This is a genomic window from Tenacibaculum piscium, assembly GCF_021390715.1.
Taxonomy (GTDB): domain Bacteria; phylum Bacteroidota; class Bacteroidia; order Flavobacteriales; family Flavobacteriaceae; genus Polaribacter; species Polaribacter piscius.
Genome location: NZ_JAJGWT010000012.1, coordinates 60047 through 78692 on the forward strand (window position 1 = coordinate 60047; position 18646 = coordinate 78692).

At 31.0% G+C, this 18646-nt stretch carries 17 protein-coding genes; 4 read left to right on the plus strand and 13 right to left on the minus strand.

Going from position 1 to position 18646, the window contains the following annotated elements:
* Positions 1 to 68 precede the first annotated feature (68 nt).
* Positions 69 to 1283 (plus strand): BaiN/RdsA family NAD(P)/FAD-dependent oxidoreductase, encoded by a 1215-nt coding sequence (locus L0U77_RS10960; protein WP_233897481.1) that lies wholly within the window; start codon positions 69 to 71, stop codon positions 1281 to 1283.
* Between the two features lie 233 nt (positions 1284 to 1516).
* On the opposite strand, the gene L0U77_RS10965 is transcribed toward L0U77_RS10960, so the two are convergent.
* The 8 genes from L0U77_RS10965 to acs form a co-directional block, all read right to left on the minus strand.
* Positions 1517 to 2248: an acyl-CoA desaturase gene (locus L0U77_RS10965; RefSeq protein ID WP_233897480.1), complete on the minus strand. Its 732-nt coding sequence runs from the start codon at positions 2246 to 2248 to the stop codon at positions 1517 to 1519.
* A gap of 59 nt (positions 2249 to 2307) precedes the next feature.
* Entirely contained in the window at positions 2308 to 2880 is a 573-nt protein-coding gene (locus L0U77_RS10970) for a Crp/Fnr family transcriptional regulator (RefSeq protein ID WP_101916813.1), read from the minus strand.
* 188 nt (positions 2881 to 3068) lie between these two features.
* Entirely contained in the window at positions 3069 to 3449 is a 381-nt protein-coding gene (locus L0U77_RS10975) for a hypothetical protein (protein WP_101916511.1), read from the minus strand.
* 61 nt (positions 3450 to 3510) lie between these two features.
* Positions 3511 to 4809, minus strand: a complete 1299-nt coding sequence (locus L0U77_RS10980) for a Glu/Leu/Phe/Val family dehydrogenase (protein WP_233883411.1) — start codon at positions 4807 to 4809, stop codon at positions 3511 to 3513.
* 9 nt (positions 4810 to 4818) lie between these two features.
* Entirely contained in the window at positions 4819 to 5052 is a 234-nt protein-coding gene (locus L0U77_RS10985; protein WP_101916513.1) for a hypothetical protein, read from the minus strand.
* A 175-nt stretch (positions 5053 to 5227) separates the two neighbouring features.
* On the minus strand, positions 5228 to 6628 hold the full coding sequence (locus L0U77_RS10990) for a sigma-54-dependent transcriptional regulator (RefSeq protein WP_233900440.1): 1401 nt from the start codon (positions 6626 to 6628) through the stop codon (positions 5228 to 5230).
* Between the two features lie 32 nt (positions 6629 to 6660).
* Complete coding sequence (locus tag L0U77_RS10995) at positions 6661 to 7764, minus strand: sensor histidine kinase (protein ID WP_233883415.1); 1104 nt, start codon at positions 7762 to 7764, stop codon at positions 6661 to 6663.
* A 91-nt stretch (positions 7765 to 7855) separates the two neighbouring features.
* Entirely contained in the window at positions 7856 to 9763 is a 1908-nt protein-coding gene (gene acs, locus L0U77_RS11000; RefSeq protein ID WP_233897476.1) for an acetate--CoA ligase, read from the minus strand.
* A 345-nt stretch (positions 9764 to 10108) separates the two neighbouring features.
* Here acs and L0U77_RS11005 point away from each other — a divergent pair, with 345 nt between their 5' ends.
* Positions 10109 to 11044, plus strand: coding sequence for a helix-turn-helix domain-containing protein (locus tag L0U77_RS11005; protein ID WP_233861448.1), 936 nt, complete (start codon positions 10109 to 10111; stop codon positions 11042 to 11044).
* Positions 11045 to 11138: 94 nt separating this feature from the next.
* A complete protein-coding gene (locus L0U77_RS11010; protein WP_233897475.1) occupies positions 11139 to 11912 on the plus strand; it encodes a sulfite exporter TauE/SafE family protein in 774 nt (257 codons plus the stop codon).
* 153 nt (positions 11913 to 12065) lie between these two features.
* On the opposite strand, the gene L0U77_RS11015 is transcribed toward L0U77_RS11010, so the two are convergent.
* Positions 12066 to 13913, minus strand: coding sequence for a cytochrome-c peroxidase (locus tag L0U77_RS11015; protein ID WP_233897474.1), 1848 nt, complete (start codon positions 13911 to 13913; stop codon positions 12066 to 12068).
* Between the two features lie 55 nt (positions 13914 to 13968).
* Positions 13969 to 15507, minus strand: coding sequence for a PhoX family protein (locus L0U77_RS11020; RefSeq protein ID WP_233897473.1), 1539 nt, complete (start codon positions 15505 to 15507; stop codon positions 13969 to 13971).
* Positions 15508 to 16024: 517 nt separating this feature from the next.
* Between L0U77_RS11020 and L0U77_RS11025 the strand changes: the two genes are divergently transcribed.
* Positions 16025 to 16861, plus strand: coding sequence for a TerC family protein (locus L0U77_RS11025; protein WP_101916521.1), 837 nt, complete (start codon positions 16025 to 16027; stop codon positions 16859 to 16861).
* A gap of 134 nt (positions 16862 to 16995) precedes the next feature.
* Here L0U77_RS11025 and L0U77_RS11030 read toward each other — a convergent pair whose 3' ends face one another.
* The 3 genes from L0U77_RS11030 to L0U77_RS11040 form a co-directional block, all read right to left on the minus strand.
* On the minus strand, positions 16996 to 17466 hold the full coding sequence (locus tag L0U77_RS11030; protein WP_101916522.1) for a Dps family protein: 471 nt from the start codon (positions 17464 to 17466) through the stop codon (positions 16996 to 16998).
* Between the two features lie 198 nt (positions 17467 to 17664).
* Positions 17665 to 18312: a formyltransferase family protein gene (locus L0U77_RS11035; protein ID WP_101917472.1), complete on the minus strand. Its 648-nt coding sequence runs from the start codon at positions 18310 to 18312 to the stop codon at positions 17665 to 17667.
* The coding region (locus L0U77_RS11040; protein WP_233901186.1) for a hypothetical protein at positions 18296 to 18646 on the minus strand (351 nt) is incomplete at its 5' end. The genes L0U77_RS11035 and L0U77_RS11040, both read right to left, overlap by 17 nt.

An 18646-nucleotide genomic window follows, 5' to 3' on the forward strand; every position in this document is an offset into this window, starting at 1 on the left:
ATCTACTAAAAAAACGAAATATATTTTTCTATTTATTATTTTGATAAAACAAATAGTAATTTTGCCAAATGAAAAAATCAATAGCCATTATTGGCGGAGGTGCTTCGGCACTTTTTGCCAGTGCATTTTTAGATACAACTAAATTTAACGTTACTATTTATGAGCAAAAAAAATCGGTAGGACGCAAATTTTTAGTCGCTGGTGATGGTGGTTTCAATCTTAGCCACGGCGAAAATATCAATAAGATGATTGGCAAGTATACACCCGATTTTTTTCTTAAAAACGCTTTATTACATTTTTCAAATGATGATTTACGAGATTGGTTATTAGAATTAAAAATCCCGACTTTTAAGGGAAGTAGCAACCGAATTTATCCTGAAAAAGGTATAAAACCGATTACTGTTTTATCAAAAATAAAACAATTTTCTGCGGATAAAGGCGTTCAATTTTTATGTGATTATAAGTGGAAAGGTTGGAATATTACTAATGATTTGATTTTTACGCATCAAAATAAAGAGTGTATTATTTCAGCCGATTATACTATTTTTTCGATGGGAGGCGGAAGTTGGAAAATTACAGGTTCTGATGGAAATTGGAAACCTATTTTTGAAAATAAAAATATTAAAACACATCCTTTTTTACCTGCAAATTGTGCTTATAAAATTCCATGGAAATCCGATTTTATTTTAAAAAATGAAGGAAAACCTTTAAAAAATATCGCACTTTCTTCTTCGGATAAAACCCAGAAAGGAGAACTGGTCATCACCAAATTTGGCTTGGAAGGAAATGCAATTTACGCCCTAAGCCCACAAATACAAACGCAACTTTCAAACATTTCAACTAATTTATCTAAGAAAAAAGCTAATATTTTCATCGATTTAAAACCGATGTTTACTTTAGAAGAAATCTTCAAAAAAATAAATACATCAAATTATAGCATTACTGATATTCTTAAAAAAGTCTTGAAGTTAAGCTCCGTTCAAATTGATTTAGTAAAAACTATTTTATCTAAAGAAGAATATCTAAATAAACAAATTTTATCACAAAAAATAAAAGCCTTGCCACTTATTATAGAGGATTCTGCACAATTAGATGAAGCGATTTCTACAACTGGCGGAATTGCTTTAGAAGAAGTTGATGAAAATTTTGAACTTCATCAACTTAAAAATACTTTTTGCATCGGTGAAATGCTCGATTGGAACGCTCCAACTGGCGGTTATTTATTGCAAGGCTGTTTTAGTATGGGCGTTTTTGTTGCTGATTACCTAAATGATAAAAAATAATAAATTTTAGAGCCTGTTTAAAAATTAAATAAACTGTCAGTTCGAGTGTTTTTTTTCCTTCAAAAAAATTGCATCGAGAACTTTTTTAGTCATCAAAATCACTCGAATTGACAAGAATTATCAAAAAAAGCTAAAAATACAGCAAATCTATCAACCTGAAAATAAATTCAGGTTGATAGATTCTATTTCTTATTTTCTGTCTTTTTTCAGATGAAATTTAAACAGATTCTTAATTAAAACTTTTTAAGTTGAATTAATTTTAGTTTATCTAAAACAATCATTATGATATAAGTTACATCAACTTCATGCCATCGTACGCCACCAAAATTGGCACGTCCGCCGTGTGCATGGTGATTATTATGATAGCCCTCGCCCATCATTAAAAAATCAAAAGGCAATAAATTTTTAGACGTATCGCTTACTTTAAAATTTACATATCCGTAAATATGTGCAAACCAATTAATGATAACTCCGTGGATTGGTGCCATAAAAAAAGCCACAGGCAATAATAACCACTGCCACCAAGAAGTTGCGAAAAAAGCAAAAAATGTGATGTATAATAAAGCCCACGTTAATCGTGAAAACTTAGAACTTGCAAAAGTATCGAAGCTTTTCCATTGCGGTACATTTTTAGTGAATTTAGGAGCAATTTCTATACGTTGCTTATTAATATCTTGATAAATATTCTTGGTACGCCACATCATTTTAAAAAGATTTTCATCATATTTCGGTGAATGTGGGTCTTTTTCGGTATCGGCATACGCATGATGCATTCGGTGCATTACGCCATATCCGTAGGCACTTAAATAATTCGAACCCTGAAAAAACCACGTAAGTATAAAACATACTTTTTCACCAATTTTTGACATCGTAAAACTCTGATGTGCAGCATATCTATGTAAAAAAAAGGTTTGAAAAAATAAGCCCGAATACCATAAAAAAATTATAAAAAGTACTATTGTCATTCTTGTTAATTTAGACGACAAAGAACCAATTTTTATAGCAAAAAAAAAATGAACCCAAGTTAAGTAATTCGCCGTCTGATACGGCTTAAAGCCTGTGCAGTTACGCCAATATAAGACGCAATATATTTTAACGGAATTTCTTTGATAAGCTTCGGACGTTCATCAAATAATTTCAAATAACGTTCCTCCGCAGTTTCATTTAATAAAGATTGTTCTCGTTTGGATTTTATCAAAAATAAACGTTCCGAAGAAATTCGCCCTAAAGTATTTCCGATACTCGTTTTTTGATATACTTCCTGTAAATCAGCATACGACATACTCCACATCTCCACATCGGTAAGGGTTTCTAACTCATAAAGTGTAGGAGATTGTGTTAAAAAAGAATCATAAGCACTTACAAATTCGTTACTAAAACAAAATCCAAATGTAATTTCTTTGTCTTTATCTTCTTTAGGAATAAAAAAACGTATAATTCCTTTATCAATAAAAGAAATATACTCTTCTATTTCGCCAATTTCTAAAAGTTTAGTACGTTTTTTTACTTTTCTAAATTGCAATCGGGCTGTAAAAAAATTCCAATCAGTGTCATTAATTAATAGCGATTTCTCTAAATAAGTTCTAATATTTACAATACTCATAGTACGTTATCAGCCGTTTTAATTCAAGCTATAATTTCAGGCAAGATACTACTGTTTTTATCCAAAGGAAAATAAATTTATCCACAAAAAAACACCATAAAAATAAATTTATGGTGCCTGATTTAAAAATTATTGCGGAATTATTTAAAAATCAACTAAAAAGAATACAATGACAATGTAAACTATTCATTTAAAAGAAGTAAAAACACTTCTTCTTTTCGTTTTCGATACTCTTTAATATGTTTTGCATATAATGATCTTGCTTTTTCGTGTTCATTTAAATAAAATAAATCACAAGCGACATCATCACATTCATTTAATTTTTCGGTTTCATTTCTAGTATGATGAAGTGTTATTAAAAGTTCTGAATTATTTTTAATAATCGATAATAACTCATCTCTTAAACTTTTATTTTTTAAGATATTAGATGCTAATTTTGCCAAACGATCACCTTCATCAGCAATATAATTTACATGAGAAATCCACATATCTAATTCCCTGAAGCTTCTACTTTGGATTATTTGTGTTTCAGCATCGTAATCGGTGTAGGTATTTGATTCCATACTCTTTTATGTTTTATATTTCTTGTTTTTTTACCTGAATATACAACCTGCTATCAGCGATTTATGGAAAAATTCCACGTTGTACATAGGCTGTTTCAATGCGTTCTATTGCCAATACATAAGCTGCTGATCGCATGTCTAATTTTCTAGTTTCACACATTTTCAGCACTCTATTGAAAACTTCTTTCATTTTTTTATCGAGCCTAGCCATAATTTCATCAAGTTCCCATAATTCGCCATTTCGATTTTGTAACCATTCGAAATAACTTCCAATAACTCCTCCAGAATTACATAAAATATCAGGAATAATAGTAACTCCTCGTTCTAATAATAATTTTTCAGCGTCAACAGTTGTAGGTCCATTCGCGCCTTCGGCAATTAAAAAAGCTTTTATTTCTGATTGATTTTCTTTTGTAATTTGATTTCCTAAAGCTGCAGGAATACAGATATCACAAGCTAATCCGAAGAAATCTTCTTTATTTACTGCGGTTGTATTTGCAAAACCAACAATACTTCCTTTATTAAACTTGGTGTATTCGAATAAATCTTCTACTTTAATTCCTTCAGCATTACTGATTGTTCCAAAAGCATCTTGTACAGCGACCATTTTCGCACCTTCTTTCTCTAGGAAATGTGCTGCCCAAAAACCAACATTTCCAAAACCTTGAACGATAAACTTTTTATCTTTAAGGGGAACATTTTTTTGTGCTGCCCAGAATTTAATATTTAAAAATACGCCGTATCCTGTAGCTCTATCACGTCCTTCTAAACCTCCTGAACCGATTGGTTTCCCTGTAACAACGTGTTGATTTTTAGATCTTTCTGCAGGAGCTTTTGTCGACATATAAGTATCTGCAATCCACGCCATTGTTTGTGCATTGGTATTTACATCTGGTGCAGGAATATCGTGTTCTGGTCCTATATTATCACCTAAAGCAAAGGTAAAACGTCTTGTAATGCGTTCTAATTCTGATTTTGAATATTTTTTAGGATCCATTTGAATGCCTCCTTTTGCACCTCCATACGGCAATCCTGTTAAAGAAGTTTTCCAAGTCATCCACATTGCTAATGCTTTTACGGCATCAATATCAATTGTTGGATGATATCGTAATCCTCCTTTATAAGGTCCTAAAGCATTGTTATGTTGCACGCGATATCCTTTAAAAATTTCAACATCGCCATTATCCATACGAACTGGAAAATGAATAATTAACTCATTATTTGTAATTCCTAATATTTTTTTGATATTCGGATTTAAGTTTACCAAATCGGATGCGGTATTGAATTGCTTCATTACATTTTCCAACATTCCTTGTTTTGGTGCTTCTTTTTGCTGTTTTAATTCTTTTATTACTGTCATTTTTTTTAATTAAATAAGTGCAAATTCTTTTTTACTTTTGATGTTTTCAAAACCTATATTTTCAACAGTTTTTCTGGTTCTTTTTATTTCTGATAGCTGTTTTATTTCTGATATTTGTTTTTTTTCTGATACTTGTTTTTCATCAAATTCACTACAAGACCAAATAAAAATTTTATTAGACGTTAGGCTACAAGAATCGACTTCAATACAAGTAGCACACAAACTTTTTTTATAAGTATTCATAAATAATAATATTTGATTACGTTTTGATAATTGCAACAGCTGTACCAAAAAAAATAAACGCACAAAAAAAACACTAAAAACTACTCATATCTACTGATAATCAAATTATTAGTGTTTTGTAAATTGATTTTATAAAATTATCAAATTGGGTATTATTTCCCCGTATAGGTAATTTTTACTCGTTTTTAGGTATTGTTTCTTTTAATTTCTCTCGAAGTGTTTTTCTATCTATTTTCAGAATTGCAGCGGCTTTGGTTTTATTATTATTAGTTGCTACTAAAACTTGGGTAATATATTTTTTTTCAAATTCTTTTAAAGATATTAATTCATCGTTTTGTGTAAAATTTATTTGATATTTCACATAGGCTGGTAAATGCTCTATTTCAATAGATTTATCACACATAATTACGGCACGTTGCATCACATTTTCTAGTTCTCTAATATTGCCTGGCCAATGATATCTTTGTAGTATTTCAACGGCTTCTGGGCTTATTTTTATAAATTTATCTTTGTATTCGATTCCGTATTTAAAAAGGAATTTCTCTATTAATAGAGGAATATCTGTAACACGTTCTTTTAAGGTAGGAACTTCTATTTGAACAACGGTTAATCGGTAATATAAATCTTCTCTAAAGCGTCCTTTTTTTATCAATTCTTTCAAATCGATATTTGTGGCAGCGATGACACGAACATCAATTTTTTCTACTTTTTGTGAGCCAACTCTTACAATTTCTTTTTCTTGTAAAACTCTTAGTAAACGTAATTGTGTTGCTAGCGATGCGTTTCCTATTTCGTCTAGAAACAACGTTCCGTTATTGGCTGCTTGAAAAAACCCTGCTCTATTGGTGTCTGCTCCTGTAAAAGCTCCTTTTACGTATCCAAAAAGTTCCGATTCTAACAAATTTTCAGGAATTGCGCCACAATTTACGGCAATAAATGGTGCTGCGGAAAATTTCCCCATATAGTGAATAGAACGTGCGACCAGCTCTTTTCCTGTACCACTTTCACCAGAAATAAATACCGTTGCTTTGTTATTTTTAAGTCGTTCAATAATATCGGTAACTTTTTTTATAGCCGATGACGTACCAATCATTTCTCCATAAGAAGTGCTATTTTTTGTGTTTTCAGTGTTTTTTGCAGTATTATTTGCAGTATTATTTGCGGTGTTATTTTGAGAATTATTTGTGCGACTATTTTTTTGTTTAGAACTATTTTCTAATGATTTTAAAATCGCTGTTTTTAATTCTTGCTTGGTAAATGGTTTTGTAATATAATCAACTGCGCCAGATTTCATAACCTCTAATGCACCATCAATAGAAGGAAATCCTGTTACTACTAATTTTGGAATTTTCGGAAAATGTTCAGACGCATATTTTAATAATTCGAGTCCATCTACGCCTGGCATTTGCAAATCTGTAATTAACAAATCGATAGCTTCATCTTTTAATATTTGCAATGCTTCTTTTACAGAAATAGCTTTATACGTATGATAATTTAATGATTGTAAATGACGTTGAATCAGTTCAAGAATATGAATATCATCATCAACAATTAAGATATTTTCTTGTTCTAACATATTTATTTCTTGTTTAATTTCGCTTGTTTTTTTTATGTTTTCTGTCTTGGGAAACGAAGAATAAATATCGCTCCTGTTGGTTTATTTGATTTGTATTTTATAGTTCCTCCATGACTTTTTACAATTCCATGAACAACGCTTAATCCTAATCCAGAGCCTTCTCCTGTTGGTTTTGTTGTAAAAAACGGATTGAAAATATTTTCTTTTACTGTTGCTGAAATTCCTGTTCCTTTATCGGATATTTTTAACTTTACAGTGCTTTTGGTTTGTTCAATTTCGATTTCAATTTCTCCATCAATCGGTGAAAAATAAATAGCATTAATTACCAAGTTAAAAATTACTTGTGTTAATTGTATTTTATCTACTTTTAGTGGAATATTTTTTTTGTTGAAATGTAATTGAGCAGTAATATTTTTTTTTCTGAAGTTAGGGCGCAATAAACTAATGGCTTGTTTTATGATAGGCACACAATTTATCACTTCCATTTGTTGAGGCATTTCGCAGGAGAAAAACATCAATTTTTTAACGACTTCTCTGGAATAAATAGCACTATTGATTACTTTTTTTAAATCTTTAGCTCCTATTTTATCTTCTTTAAAACGTTCTTGAAGCAATTCTGTAAATCCTAAAATATTTGCCAAAGGTGTGTTTAGTTCGTGTGCTATTCCTGCGGTTATTTCGCCTAGAATAGCTAATCTATCGACACGTTCCATTTGTCTTTTTGATAAAATTTCTCGTTCTTTGAGTTGTTTTCGTTCAAAAAAATCACCTATTTCGGAAGCTACTTTATTTAACAGTAATTTTTCTTCTTCTAAAAAAGCATTTTCAGAAAATTTTGCTCTTGCGTATCCTACTTTTATAGTTCCTATTATATCGCCAAAAACTTTTATCGCATCAAGAATAAAGATTGCATCTAAATCTTCTTTTCCTGCTACTACATGATATTTTTGCGTTTCTATTGCTACAAAAGCCGATACGGGATATCGAATAGAAGCGACAACATTGGAAGCGATTCCTTTGAGTAAGATTTCAATATTTGAGAAATCGGTATTTCGCACCAAAGAACTAACATTGTACAGACACGTTAGTTCTTTAATACGTTCTTTTAATTTTTCTTCTGTAGATATAAATTCCATGAAAACATCGCTATATAACTTATATAATTAAAACAAACTTAGTTATAATAAAATAATTTTCACTTAAAAAAAAGTTATTTTGTAGGTCGTATTACAATCTGTTATCAATAATATTTTGCACTACTTCAGGGTTTAAGAGGGTGGAAACATCGCCTAAATTATCTAATTCGTTGTGTGCGATTTTTCGTAAAATACGACGCATAATTTTACCTGAACGTGTTTTTGGCAATCCGATGGTAAATTGAATTTTATTTAATTTTGCGATAGGTCCAATATGTTCTGTTATAATTTGATTGATTTCTTTGCGTAAATTATCGTGATCTCTGCCTTGTCCGACATCTTTTAAAATAACGTATCCGTACAATGCATTTCCTTTTATCGGATGTGGAAAACCAACAATCGCACTTTCTGCTACCGCAGGATGTTCATTGATAACATCTTCAATTGGTGCAGTTCCTAAATTATGTCCAGAAACAATAATAACATCATCAACTCGCCCTGTTATTCTGTAATAGCCAACCTCATCACGCAATGCACCATCGCCTGTAAAGTATTTATTTTCAAAGGCTGAAAAATAGGTTTCTTTATATCGCTGATGATTTCCCCAAACAGTTCTTGCCATACTTGGCCACGGAAATTTGATACATAAGCGTCCATCGACTTGATTTCCTTTTAATTCGATACCATTTTCATCCATTAAAACGGGTTGAATCCCGATAAAAGGAAGTGTTGCATAGGTAGGTTTTATGGGAGTTACATACGGAATTGGTGCAATCATAATTCCACCAGTTTCGGTTTGCCACCAAGTATCAACAATAGGACTTTTTTTCTTTCCGACATTATCATTATACCAGTGCCAAGCTTCTTCGTTAATCGGTTCACCGACACTTCCTAATACTTTTAAAGAGGATAAATCATGAGAATCTACAAATGATAATTTTTCTTTTGCCAAGGCTCTAATTGCGGTTGGAGCGGTATAAAACTGGGTAATTTTATGTTTTTCGATGATTTCCCAAAAGCGTCCAAAATCGGGATAACTTGGTACGCCTTCAAACAATACCGTTGTTGCCCCATTTGCCAACGGACCATAGACAATATAGCTGTGCCCTGTAATCCAGCCGATATCGGCAGTACACCAATACACATCATTTTCTTTATAATTAAAAATATTTTTAAACGTGTATGCCGTATATACCATGTATCCTGCTGTGGTGTGCAACATTCCTTTGGGCGTACCTGTTGAGCCTGAAGTATATAAAATAAATAATGGATCTTCAGCATTCATAATTTCGGGTTCACAAACTTCGGATGCTTGGTCTAATAAAGGTTGTAACCAAGTATCTCGCCCTTGTATCATCTCGATATTTGCCTGTGTTCTTTTAACGACGAGTACTTTTTCAACAGTTTGACACTCTTGCAATGCTTCATCTACAATTCCTTTTAAATCGATGATTTTTTTCCCACGAAAAGAGCCATCCGAAGTAATAACCATTTTAGCTTGACAATCATTGATTCTGGTTGCTACGGCTGTTGCAGAAAATCCTGCAAAAATTACGGAATGTACTGCACCAATTCTGGCACAAGCGAGTAATGAAATGGCTAATTCAGGAATCATTGGTAAATAAATACAGACTCTATCGCCTTTTTTGATACCACTTTCTTTTAGAACATTGGCAAATTTACAAACTCGCTGATGCAATTCTTTATACGAAATATGTTGTGCTTTTTCATCAGGATTATTGGGTTCAAATAAAATAGCTGTTTTTTCACCTCGTGTTCGTAAATGTCGGTCGATACAATTTTCTGTAATATTTAATTGTCCGCCTTCAAACCATGTTACTTCGGGTTTTGAAAAATCGTATTTTAAAACGGTGTCCCATTTTTTACGCCACATAAAATGTTCTTCGGCTATTTCTTGCCAAAAATTTTCTGGCTCTCGAATTGATTTTCTGTAAACCTGATAATATTCCTCTAAGTTTTTGATATGATAATTACTCATAATGTTCGTAAATTTTTATGGATGGTTATTTCCTGTTTGCTTTGTATTTGATTGAATTATTTAATGACTTTATTAATGATTTTTTAATGAAGATAGCTTTGCGTTCTAAAACGTATCTAAAAGTAGGATTTTTTATTATAAAAAGCTAACGGTTTTAAAATCTTGCTTTTACTCTTTTTTTGATAAAATTTAAACAGGCTCTTGACAAAAAAACTAACAGAAACTTTAACAAAACATTTAGAAAAAAAATAATAAAAATTTAGTATTAAAACCGATTTGTTAACAATAAGGAAACCGTGTTATTAAATATAATAACGAAATTAGGATATACAAAATATACCCTTCATGATTCCAATAATTAACGAACATATTAAAGCTAGAAAATTAACAACACTTATTGAAAATAGAACAAAATACGCTTCGGAATATGCCGAATTAACTATTTTTGAAACCTTTGAAACCACGAAAAATATTTTTTTTAATTTTGATACAACTGTTATTGCTAGTATGATAACAGGTAAAAAAATAATGCATTTTGATAAGACAAAACCTTTTTCATTTGTTCCAGGAGAATCGTTGGTAATTCCCAAGGCGAACAGTATGAATATTGATTTTCCTGAAGCATCTTTAACGAATCCGACTTCTTGTTTAGGATTGATTATTGATCAGCATAAAATAAATGAAGTCGTGTATGATTTCAATGAAAAAACCGTTATTGAACGAGAAAATAACAATTGGGATTTCAAAAAAAAATCATCGCATCTCAATAATAACGAGGACATTAATTTGCTCATTTCCAGACTTACAAATACCTATATTAAAAATTCAAAATCGAAAGATGCCTTACTAAATTTAATGATTCCTGAATTAATTATTCGTTTATTACAAAGTAAAGCTCGAAAAATTATATTAAATGACGTGAATTATTCTTTTTGCGATACTCGGATTGGCTATGCGGTAAAATATATCAAAGAAAACATCACCAAAAACGATTTAAGTTTAGCTATTATTGCCGAAAAAGCGTGTATGAGTAAATCTCATTTTTTCAAAAAATTTAAAAATACGCTAGGAATTACGCCTGTAGATTATATCAATTATGAAAAAATTAAATTTGCCAAGCAATTACTTAAAAATAATCCTGACCAAAATATAGCGGATATCGCTTACAAAACGGGTTTTAATAATGTTACGTATTTCAATCGATTATTTAAAAGAAATGAATGTGTTACACCTCAACAATTTAAAGTATCTTTAAAAAATATAATTTCGTATAGTAATTGATCTTTTAATGTTTTTGAGTCATTTTTCCACTGTTTTTTCTTTTTTTGATATTCTTATTTTTTTTGATATTTTTTTAGCGAATTGGCATATTATTTTGCTTTTTTTCATTATTTCGATACTCTATTCTTCGGTAGGTTTTGGCGGAGGCTCTAGTTATTTGGCGGTTTTGGCGTTAACAGGATTTATGTTTACTCAAATCAGAGCGACTTCATTACTTTGTAATATTGTGGTTGTTATTGGGAATGTTTTTTATTTTCATCGACAAAAAGTGTATGATTTTAAAAAAGTAATTCCGTTGGTATTTTGTAGTATTCCGTTTGCTTTTATCGGCGGATATTTAAGAATACATCAAACATTTTTTTTTATTTTACTAGGAATTACGCTTTTATTTGGTGCAATTACGATGTGGATTTCTAAAAATGGACAAAAAAACAGAGAAAAAATCAAGAAGCAAAACAAGAATATTGACACGAATATTATAGTTAAAAAATCAAGATTTCCATTTTTAAAAGATGCGAGTTACGGAGGTTTTATAGGATTTATTTCTGGAATGGTCGGTATTGGCGGTGGTATTTTTTTAGCCCCATTATTGCATCTAACGAATTGGGATACGCCTAAAAGAATTTCAGCAACGGCGAGTTTATTTATTTTAGTAAATTCAATTTCGGGATTGGGCGGTCAGTATTTGAATCCTGAATTTTCAATTAATTGGAATATTACGCTTCTTTTATTGTGTACGGTTTTTTTGGGCGGTCAAATAGGAAGCCGATTGAGTCATCAATTTTTAAATCCGATACAATTAAAAAAGGCAACCGCTATTTTGATTGCCTTTGTTGGTATTCGTATTTTGATAAAATATTTATTTTAAGTAAGAAACTGTTTAAATTTCATCTGAAAAAAATATATAACAGAAAAATAAGGAATCGAATCCGTCAAACTGAATTTATTTCAGTTTCACATCCTGATTTGCCGTAGTTCTCCTGTTGATGCGATGCTGAAATAAATTCAGCATGACGAGAAATTACTGATTATTTTCATCGCTTAGTGTTTTCATAAAATCGATAACTTGTAGTACTTCTTTTTTTGATAAACTTAAACTATCAAATGGCAAGGTTTGATATTCATTATGAATCCCTAAACCAACACCGCCTCCTTTGTTATAAAAATCCATCACTTCTGCTAATGTTTGATATACGCCATTATGCATATACGGTGCGGTTTTATTGATATTTCTGATAGTTGGTGTTTTAAAAAAGTGTTTTCGTTCTTCGGTTTTATATAAGTTATAGCGTCCTAAATCGGAAGATAATACAGGATTTTTTGTGTCGATTGTTTCAGGAACGCCTATAAATTCGAGTTCTGTATCGTTGTAATTTGGCGGTACCGTTCCGTTAAAAACAGGTGGGAAATGACAAGTTGCACACAAGGCTTTTCCCATAAATAGATTAAAACCTCGTTGTTCATCGGCTGTTAATGTTTTTTCTTCACCTCGGATATTTTTATCAAACTTTGAATTGAACGAATTTAAAGTTCTGATATAAGAAGCAATAGCGTGTCGTATATTGCGACCATTATTTTGATTTTTTTGATATAAAGTCGCCAATGATTTTTGATACTTTTGATTTTTCAAAACTCGTTGTATCACAGAATCCATGGTCATATTAAATTCATTATGATTTTCAACAACACCAATAATTTGTCCTTCTAAACTTCCTGCTCTAGCATCCATAAAAAAATCTCGTTGATACGATGCGTACGTTAATGTTGGCGTATTTCGTTGTTGTGCGTCATTAAATTTTTTTCGACCATCGGTAAATGCTAAATCTTTAACATGACAGGTTGCACACGCCATATCGTACTTTTTAGAAAGTGATGGATCATTAAATAATTGCTCTCCAAAAATTATTTTTTCTGCTAATTGTGTCGTATCGCTTAAATGGTCTGAAAAATAATCTAAATTCAATGTTTTATCAGAAAAAAGTGTTGCCATATTGTTGGATAATGCCATTTCAAAAGGATATTTTACGTTCCAATCTTTTTGAATTTCAAGCAATAATTTTAACTGCGGATTCGTATGTTTTTGTATAAATGTGAATCGGTCAAAAGTATCGAAATCATGTTTTAAATCTTTTTGAGCATTTTTAATGGCTGTTTCAAATTTGGTCAATAATTTTTTATTGCTAAATTTCTGTTGATGCACTTGTAGAATCTCTAAAATTGTTCCGTAAGTATATGAACTTTCTTGCAATGATTGATTTAAAACTGGTGAATCAAATCCTGTAATTCCTGTGGTAGCGATTCGTGTAATTTGGTCTCTAATCAGCCACATCACATGATATGATTTTAAGTTTAACGCGACATTTTTTCGGATTAATTTTAAACGATTTCTTGTAACGGTTACCGCTCTTTTCAACAATACGGTATCGATATTTTTTTGATAAATTGCTTCTTCTATCACTTGAAAACCGATAGGTTGCATAACGCGTGTATCGTTACTTGCCTCTCCTTTTACGCTTACAATATTGGGTGCGTTTAGCGATTTGTAATTATTTTTATCAGAAAAAGCTAAGATTGGTTCTAAGCGTTTAAAATATTTACGAGCGATGCCATAGTATGCTTGTTTTTTCTTTATATCAATTTCTTTTATTTCGATGCTATCTAAATTTTTGATAGTAATATTCAGATTTTCGACATATATTTTTTGAATACTATCTGAAAAATAGGTATCTAAAGAATTTGATGAATTTAAAGAATTGTTAACGGCTTGGTATTTTGTTGATTTTTGATTACAAGCGACTAATAAAAGCAAAAGACATACACGAATGTATGTCTTAGCTTTACAGAATGCTTGACTGTATAAGTCTTTCATTTTGATAGTATTCTATAATATTTTTTTATAATTTTCTATAATTTTTGATAATATTTTATCTTTCTAATCCTGTAATTAAATGTAAAACAGAACCTTCTTTTCTATTCGCTAAATCGGTATTTGCGTTTGGATCAGTAAAAGAAGTTCCATCAGCAGGTTCCCATCCGTGGTTTTGTGTGATTACTAAAAATGATGATTTTCCATTATTTACGATATCAGTAACATCAATCATTCCAGTAATTTCCCAATATTTAGACATTTTTCCATATCCTAAAGTTTCACCTCTTTCTTGGTCGCATTCTAATACTGTTTTCACAACTCCAGTTGCTAAATTGTATTGATATAATTTAGAATATCCAACAATAGCAGAATTTTCAGAGGCATATCCGTTAGGATCTTCTTGAATATACGCATAGTTTTCAGTAACTACGATATTATCAGGAGAATGGAAACCATCTGCTTTTCCTCCTTTGATATCACCATCTAATACACAGGTAATTTTGGCTTTTCCTGTTGGATCGTTTTCATTTAAAACTACTTTGTAAACACGTCCTAAAATAGATCCTTTTCCTACTAAACCTGGTTTATTACGTCCTGTTACAGCAAAATAAATTTCTCTATTATTGGCAGCAGAACCTCTTCTCCAGTCAATATCTTCTAATCTAGAGAAGCCCATAACACCTTTAGTTTTACATTCGGCATCTAAAGCGTTGATTTCTTTTTCGGCTAATTCTACAAATTCCACATCATATTGTGTTCCTTGTTTCATATCTACTTCGTAAGTTACGCCAGGAGTTGTTACTTTTAAACCGTATAATTTTCCAGTTTCTAAATCACCTCTATTTCCAACATACATTCCTAATTGTCCTGATGGCACGTTGTTATCAGCATTATCATCACCAATAAAAGCGACTGTTTTATCTGCATACGCATCTTTACCAATAACTACCGCATTTTCTGTAGACCATTGTCCCATTGCGGCTAGCATTTTTCCAGTACTTGCTGTTTTTGAATCTTTATAAGGATCGGTAGCAAAAACTCCTTTTGAAGCACCACCCCATTCACCTCCTGATAAATATAAAGGACCGAAACCGTGTTCTTGTGGTGTAATCATAGAACCAGAACATTGTGCTGTTTCTCCTGTTGCTTTTGCATTTAAAATATATTCTGCTGATACTGGTCTTAAATTTTTATTTAATTTAATTCTAGCGATTGAATAATCAGCTTCAATATTATTGATTAATGTATAAGTACCATCTGCTTCTGGTAATAAACCAGCACCATCAGCCATAGAACCGTATATAAAGTCTGGCGAATTTGGAATTACATCTTCTGATGATAAGATTGGCGTAATTTTTAAGCCGATAAATTCATTTTTAACTTTTAAAAAGTTGGGTGTTTTAGAAGCCGTTAAATAGGTTGTTGCATCATCTCCTTGATCTCCGTTAGTTCCATCTTTTCCGTCTTTTCCATTTTCACCGTTAATTCCATCAATACCATTGGTACCGTCTACTCCATCTTCACAAGAAGTAAATGTCGCAACACTTAAAGAGATCGTTAATAAAGCAATTACACTTAATTTTAAATTTTTCATTGTAGTTAGGTAGTTATATTTAAGTTTTATTTGATAATTTATGATTCGCTATCGTTTTTTTGATGTTACAAATTAAAGGCTCGTTTGTAAAACTTACGGTGATGCTAGTTTAAGAACAGGTCATTAAAATGTAAATTTTATTAAGAGAACTTAAATAATTGGATTGATTCTAAATTATAGAGCTATTAATATGTTAAGAGGTTGTTTAAATTTCATCTGAAAAAAATATAGTGGTAAAAAATGACGGCAAGGGGTTAAAATTCCTTGTTAAAAAGAGCTAAAAACTGTGGCAAATCAGGATGAGAAACTGAAATAAATTCAGTTTGACGCATTTTTATTTTTAAAACAAGGGGTTTTAACCCCTTGTCATGCCTATTTTGACGTTACAAAAATTTTTGGAATAAAATTTAAACAGGCTCATAATTTTTAAATTATTTTAGCCTTGTTTATTAATATCTTTGACGCTTTAAAAATCATCTAAAACAAACATAAACCACACTAATTAATTTAAATTATTATGCTAGGAATCCTTTTTACCTTATTAATGTTAATTTTATTACAAGCTGTTTTAGGCTTTGATAATTTATTATATATTTCTTTAGAATCTAAAAAAGCCCCGATAGCTGCTCAAAAAAAAGTACGAAAAACGGGTATTTTAATCGCTATTATTTTAAGAATCGTATTGCTTTTTGTGTTAGTTTCTATTATTGATTTTTTTCAAGAACCTTTTTCATTTTTAAGCGGCGGCATTAAAAATGTTATTCATTTTGCTTTTAACGGACACAGTATTATTGTGTTATTGGGCGGTGCATTTATTTTATATACGGCGATAAAAGAAATTTGGCACATGATTGGTAAAAATAATTTATCACATGATATCGATGGAAATTCAAGTTCAAAAAGGACAAAATCATCAAATGCGGTCATTGCGAGTATTGTTTTAATGAATTTAGTTTTTTCTTTTGATTCTATTTTAGCAGCAATCGGTCTAACGAGCGATTTAAAAAATAGCACTACCGCCTTTATTGTTATGGCAATTGCGATTGTAATTAGCGGATTATTGATGCTTATTTTAGCCGATAAAATCGCTACTTTTTTGGCAAAAAACCGAATGTATGAAGTCTTAGGATTATTTATTCTTTTTATCGTAGGAATTATGCTGATTACCGAAGGCGGACATTTGGCACATATCAAATTATTTGGCAATGAAATTGTACCGATGAGCAAAACGACCTTTTATTTTATATTGGCAATTTTAATTATTGTTGATGTTGTTCAGGGAAGTTATCAGAAGAAAATACTTGCGGAGAACACGATAAATTCAGTTCAAGAAGCTGATACTTCTCAAAAATAATTTTGAATTATTTAAAACCAAAAAAAGGCAATTTTTAATAAATTGCCTTTTTTATTTTTAATTATTTTGATTTATTTTGAAATTATAAGATTTTATAATTTCAATAAAAAACATAAGATATCTTTAAGATGATTTTAAGATAACCATGCGTTTAACATCCAAATTGTTTTTTCTTGTTCGGCGATAAAGTCACTCATCATTGAATTTGTACCTTCATCATTTGCTTGGTCGGCGATTTCCAAAATAGTTCGTTCAATTTTTAATAATTCTGATAAAGAATCAACAATTAATTGTACAGCTTCTACATCTTTATTGATGTTTTTGCCTACAGAAACAGTTGCTGTTTTGGTGTAATCTTCGAAAGTATGCAACGGCGTTGCTTGTAATGTTAAGATTCGTTCGGCAATCATATCGACTTTTACTTGTGCATCGGTATATAATTCTTCAAATTTAACGTGTAATTCAAAGAAGTTTTTTCCTTTGATATTCCAATGTAATCCTCTTGCATTTTGATAATACACTTGAAAATTAGCTAATAAAACATTTAATTCTTTGGCTAATTTTTTTGATTTTTTACTGTCTAATCCTAAAGCTGTTGTGTTCATAGTGTTGTTTTTTAAGTATTATTTTAAAGCATTATTTTTAAAAAATTGTTATTTACATTCTTTTTTCTGATATATCTATAATCGGCAAAACGAAAAGTACCAAAAAAGAAAACAAAAAGTACATTTTTTCACCAATTTAATACACCTTTAAATAGTGATTAAATACCTTTTAATCACTATTTAAAAATGTTAATTACGCTACTCAATCATTAATAAATCAGGTTTATAAATATCAGTTACTACCATAGATGGCTCAAAAGTCGATAAACTTTCATCCTGAGCATTTTTTATTATAATTCCATTAGATATATCATCTAAGGCTTTGCTCATAAGATTTAAACCCATTGGTTGCAGTTTATCTCTCCATAATCTACTGGAAGCTACTTTTAATTTTAAGCTAAAATATTTAGGGTGTAATATTGTAAAATCTTGGTAAGCAATATCGCCTCTATCAATTCCAGAATTTAACCAAAATACTGTTCCTCCAGTAACAGATTCCCGCATCTTAATTGCCCACTGTACGGCACTTTTACCTCTATGTAATGGCAATAAACTTGGATGATAACCTATCCAGCCTAATTTAGCCTTGTAACGAGTTCTTTTACCCACGTAGTCAAATGAATGGGCGGTAATCCCTAAATCCACACCTTTAGGAAAAGTATCTCCATTTAGCATTCCCGCAGGAATTATCGGAATTTCATTTTTAGCCGCTAAGGGCTTTATATACTTATCATCTAGCGGGCAACAAACACCCACAACGTTAAATCCTTTTTTTAAGCATATGCTTAAAATCATTTCGGCAAAATACTTTTGACCACTTATAAATACGTTAAAACGTTTCTCCATTTCCTAAAAATTTAAATCCTTGAATTGCTCTAAAATGACCACCATAGCCACCACCTTTAAATGATCCTTTTTTAGCAGTTTTTGCTATGCTTTCAATAGAGCGTTTTTTATTAGCACCATAAAGTTTGGCACTAGTTTGTTCCCATTTAGCTGAGGAACGCAAATAATTTGCAAGTTGCGGATGGCTCGTGTGAAAAAATGTATGAAAATTTTTATTTCTACGCCCATAGCCATCTAAATGGTATTGCATTATTTGGTTTAAAAAGGCAGTTCCAACTCCTGCACCTTGCCACTCGGGCATTACAACAAGCCTTGATGCCCTATAAGCATTTGC

Coding starts and splice junctions, on each gene's coding strand:
- L0U77_RS10960 (WP_233897481.1), top strand. CDS start 69: ATGAAAAAATCAATAGCCATTATTGGCGGAGGTGCTTCGGCACTTTTT.
- L0U77_RS10965 (WP_233897480.1), bottom strand. CDS start 2,248: ATGACAATAGTACTTTTTATAATTTTTTTATGGTATTCGGGCTTATTT.
- L0U77_RS10975 (WP_101916511.1), bottom strand. CDS start 3,449: ATGGAATCAAATACCTACACCGATTACGATGCTGAAACACAAATAATC.
- L0U77_RS10980 (WP_233883411.1), bottom strand. CDS start 4,809: ATGACAGTAATAAAAGAATTAAAACAGCAAAAAGAAGCACCAAAACAA.
- L0U77_RS10985 (WP_101916513.1), bottom strand. CDS start 5,052: ATGAATACTTATAAAAAAAGTTTGTGTGCTACTTGTATTGAAGTCGAT.
- L0U77_RS10990 (WP_233900440.1), bottom strand. CDS start 6,628: ATGTTAGAACAAGAAAATATCTTAATTGTTGATGATGATATTCATATT.
- L0U77_RS10995 (WP_233883415.1), bottom strand. CDS start 7,764: ATGGAATTTATATCTACAGAAGAAAAATTAAAAGAACGTATTAAAGAA.
- acs (WP_233897476.1), bottom strand. CDS start 9,763: ATGAGTAATTATCATATCAAAAACTTAGAGGAATATTATCAGGTTTAC.
- L0U77_RS11005 (WP_233861448.1), top strand. CDS start 10,109: ATGATTCCAATAATTAACGAACATATTAAAGCTAGAAAATTAACAACA.
- L0U77_RS11015 (WP_233897474.1), bottom strand. CDS start 13,913: ATGAAAGACTTATACAGTCAAGCATTCTGTAAAGCTAAGACATACATT.
- L0U77_RS11020 (WP_233897473.1), bottom strand. CDS start 15,507: ATGAAAAATTTAAAATTAAGTGTAATTGCTTTATTAACGATCTCTTTA.
- L0U77_RS11025 (WP_101916521.1), top strand. CDS start 16,025: ATGCTAGGAATCCTTTTTACCTTATTAATGTTAATTTTATTACAAGCT.
- L0U77_RS11030 (WP_101916522.1), bottom strand. CDS start 17,466: ATGAACACAACAGCTTTAGGATTAGACAGTAAAAAATCAAAAAAATTA.
- L0U77_RS11035 (WP_101917472.1), bottom strand. CDS start 18,312: ATGGAGAAACGTTTTAACGTATTTATAAGTGGTCAAAAGTATTTTGCC.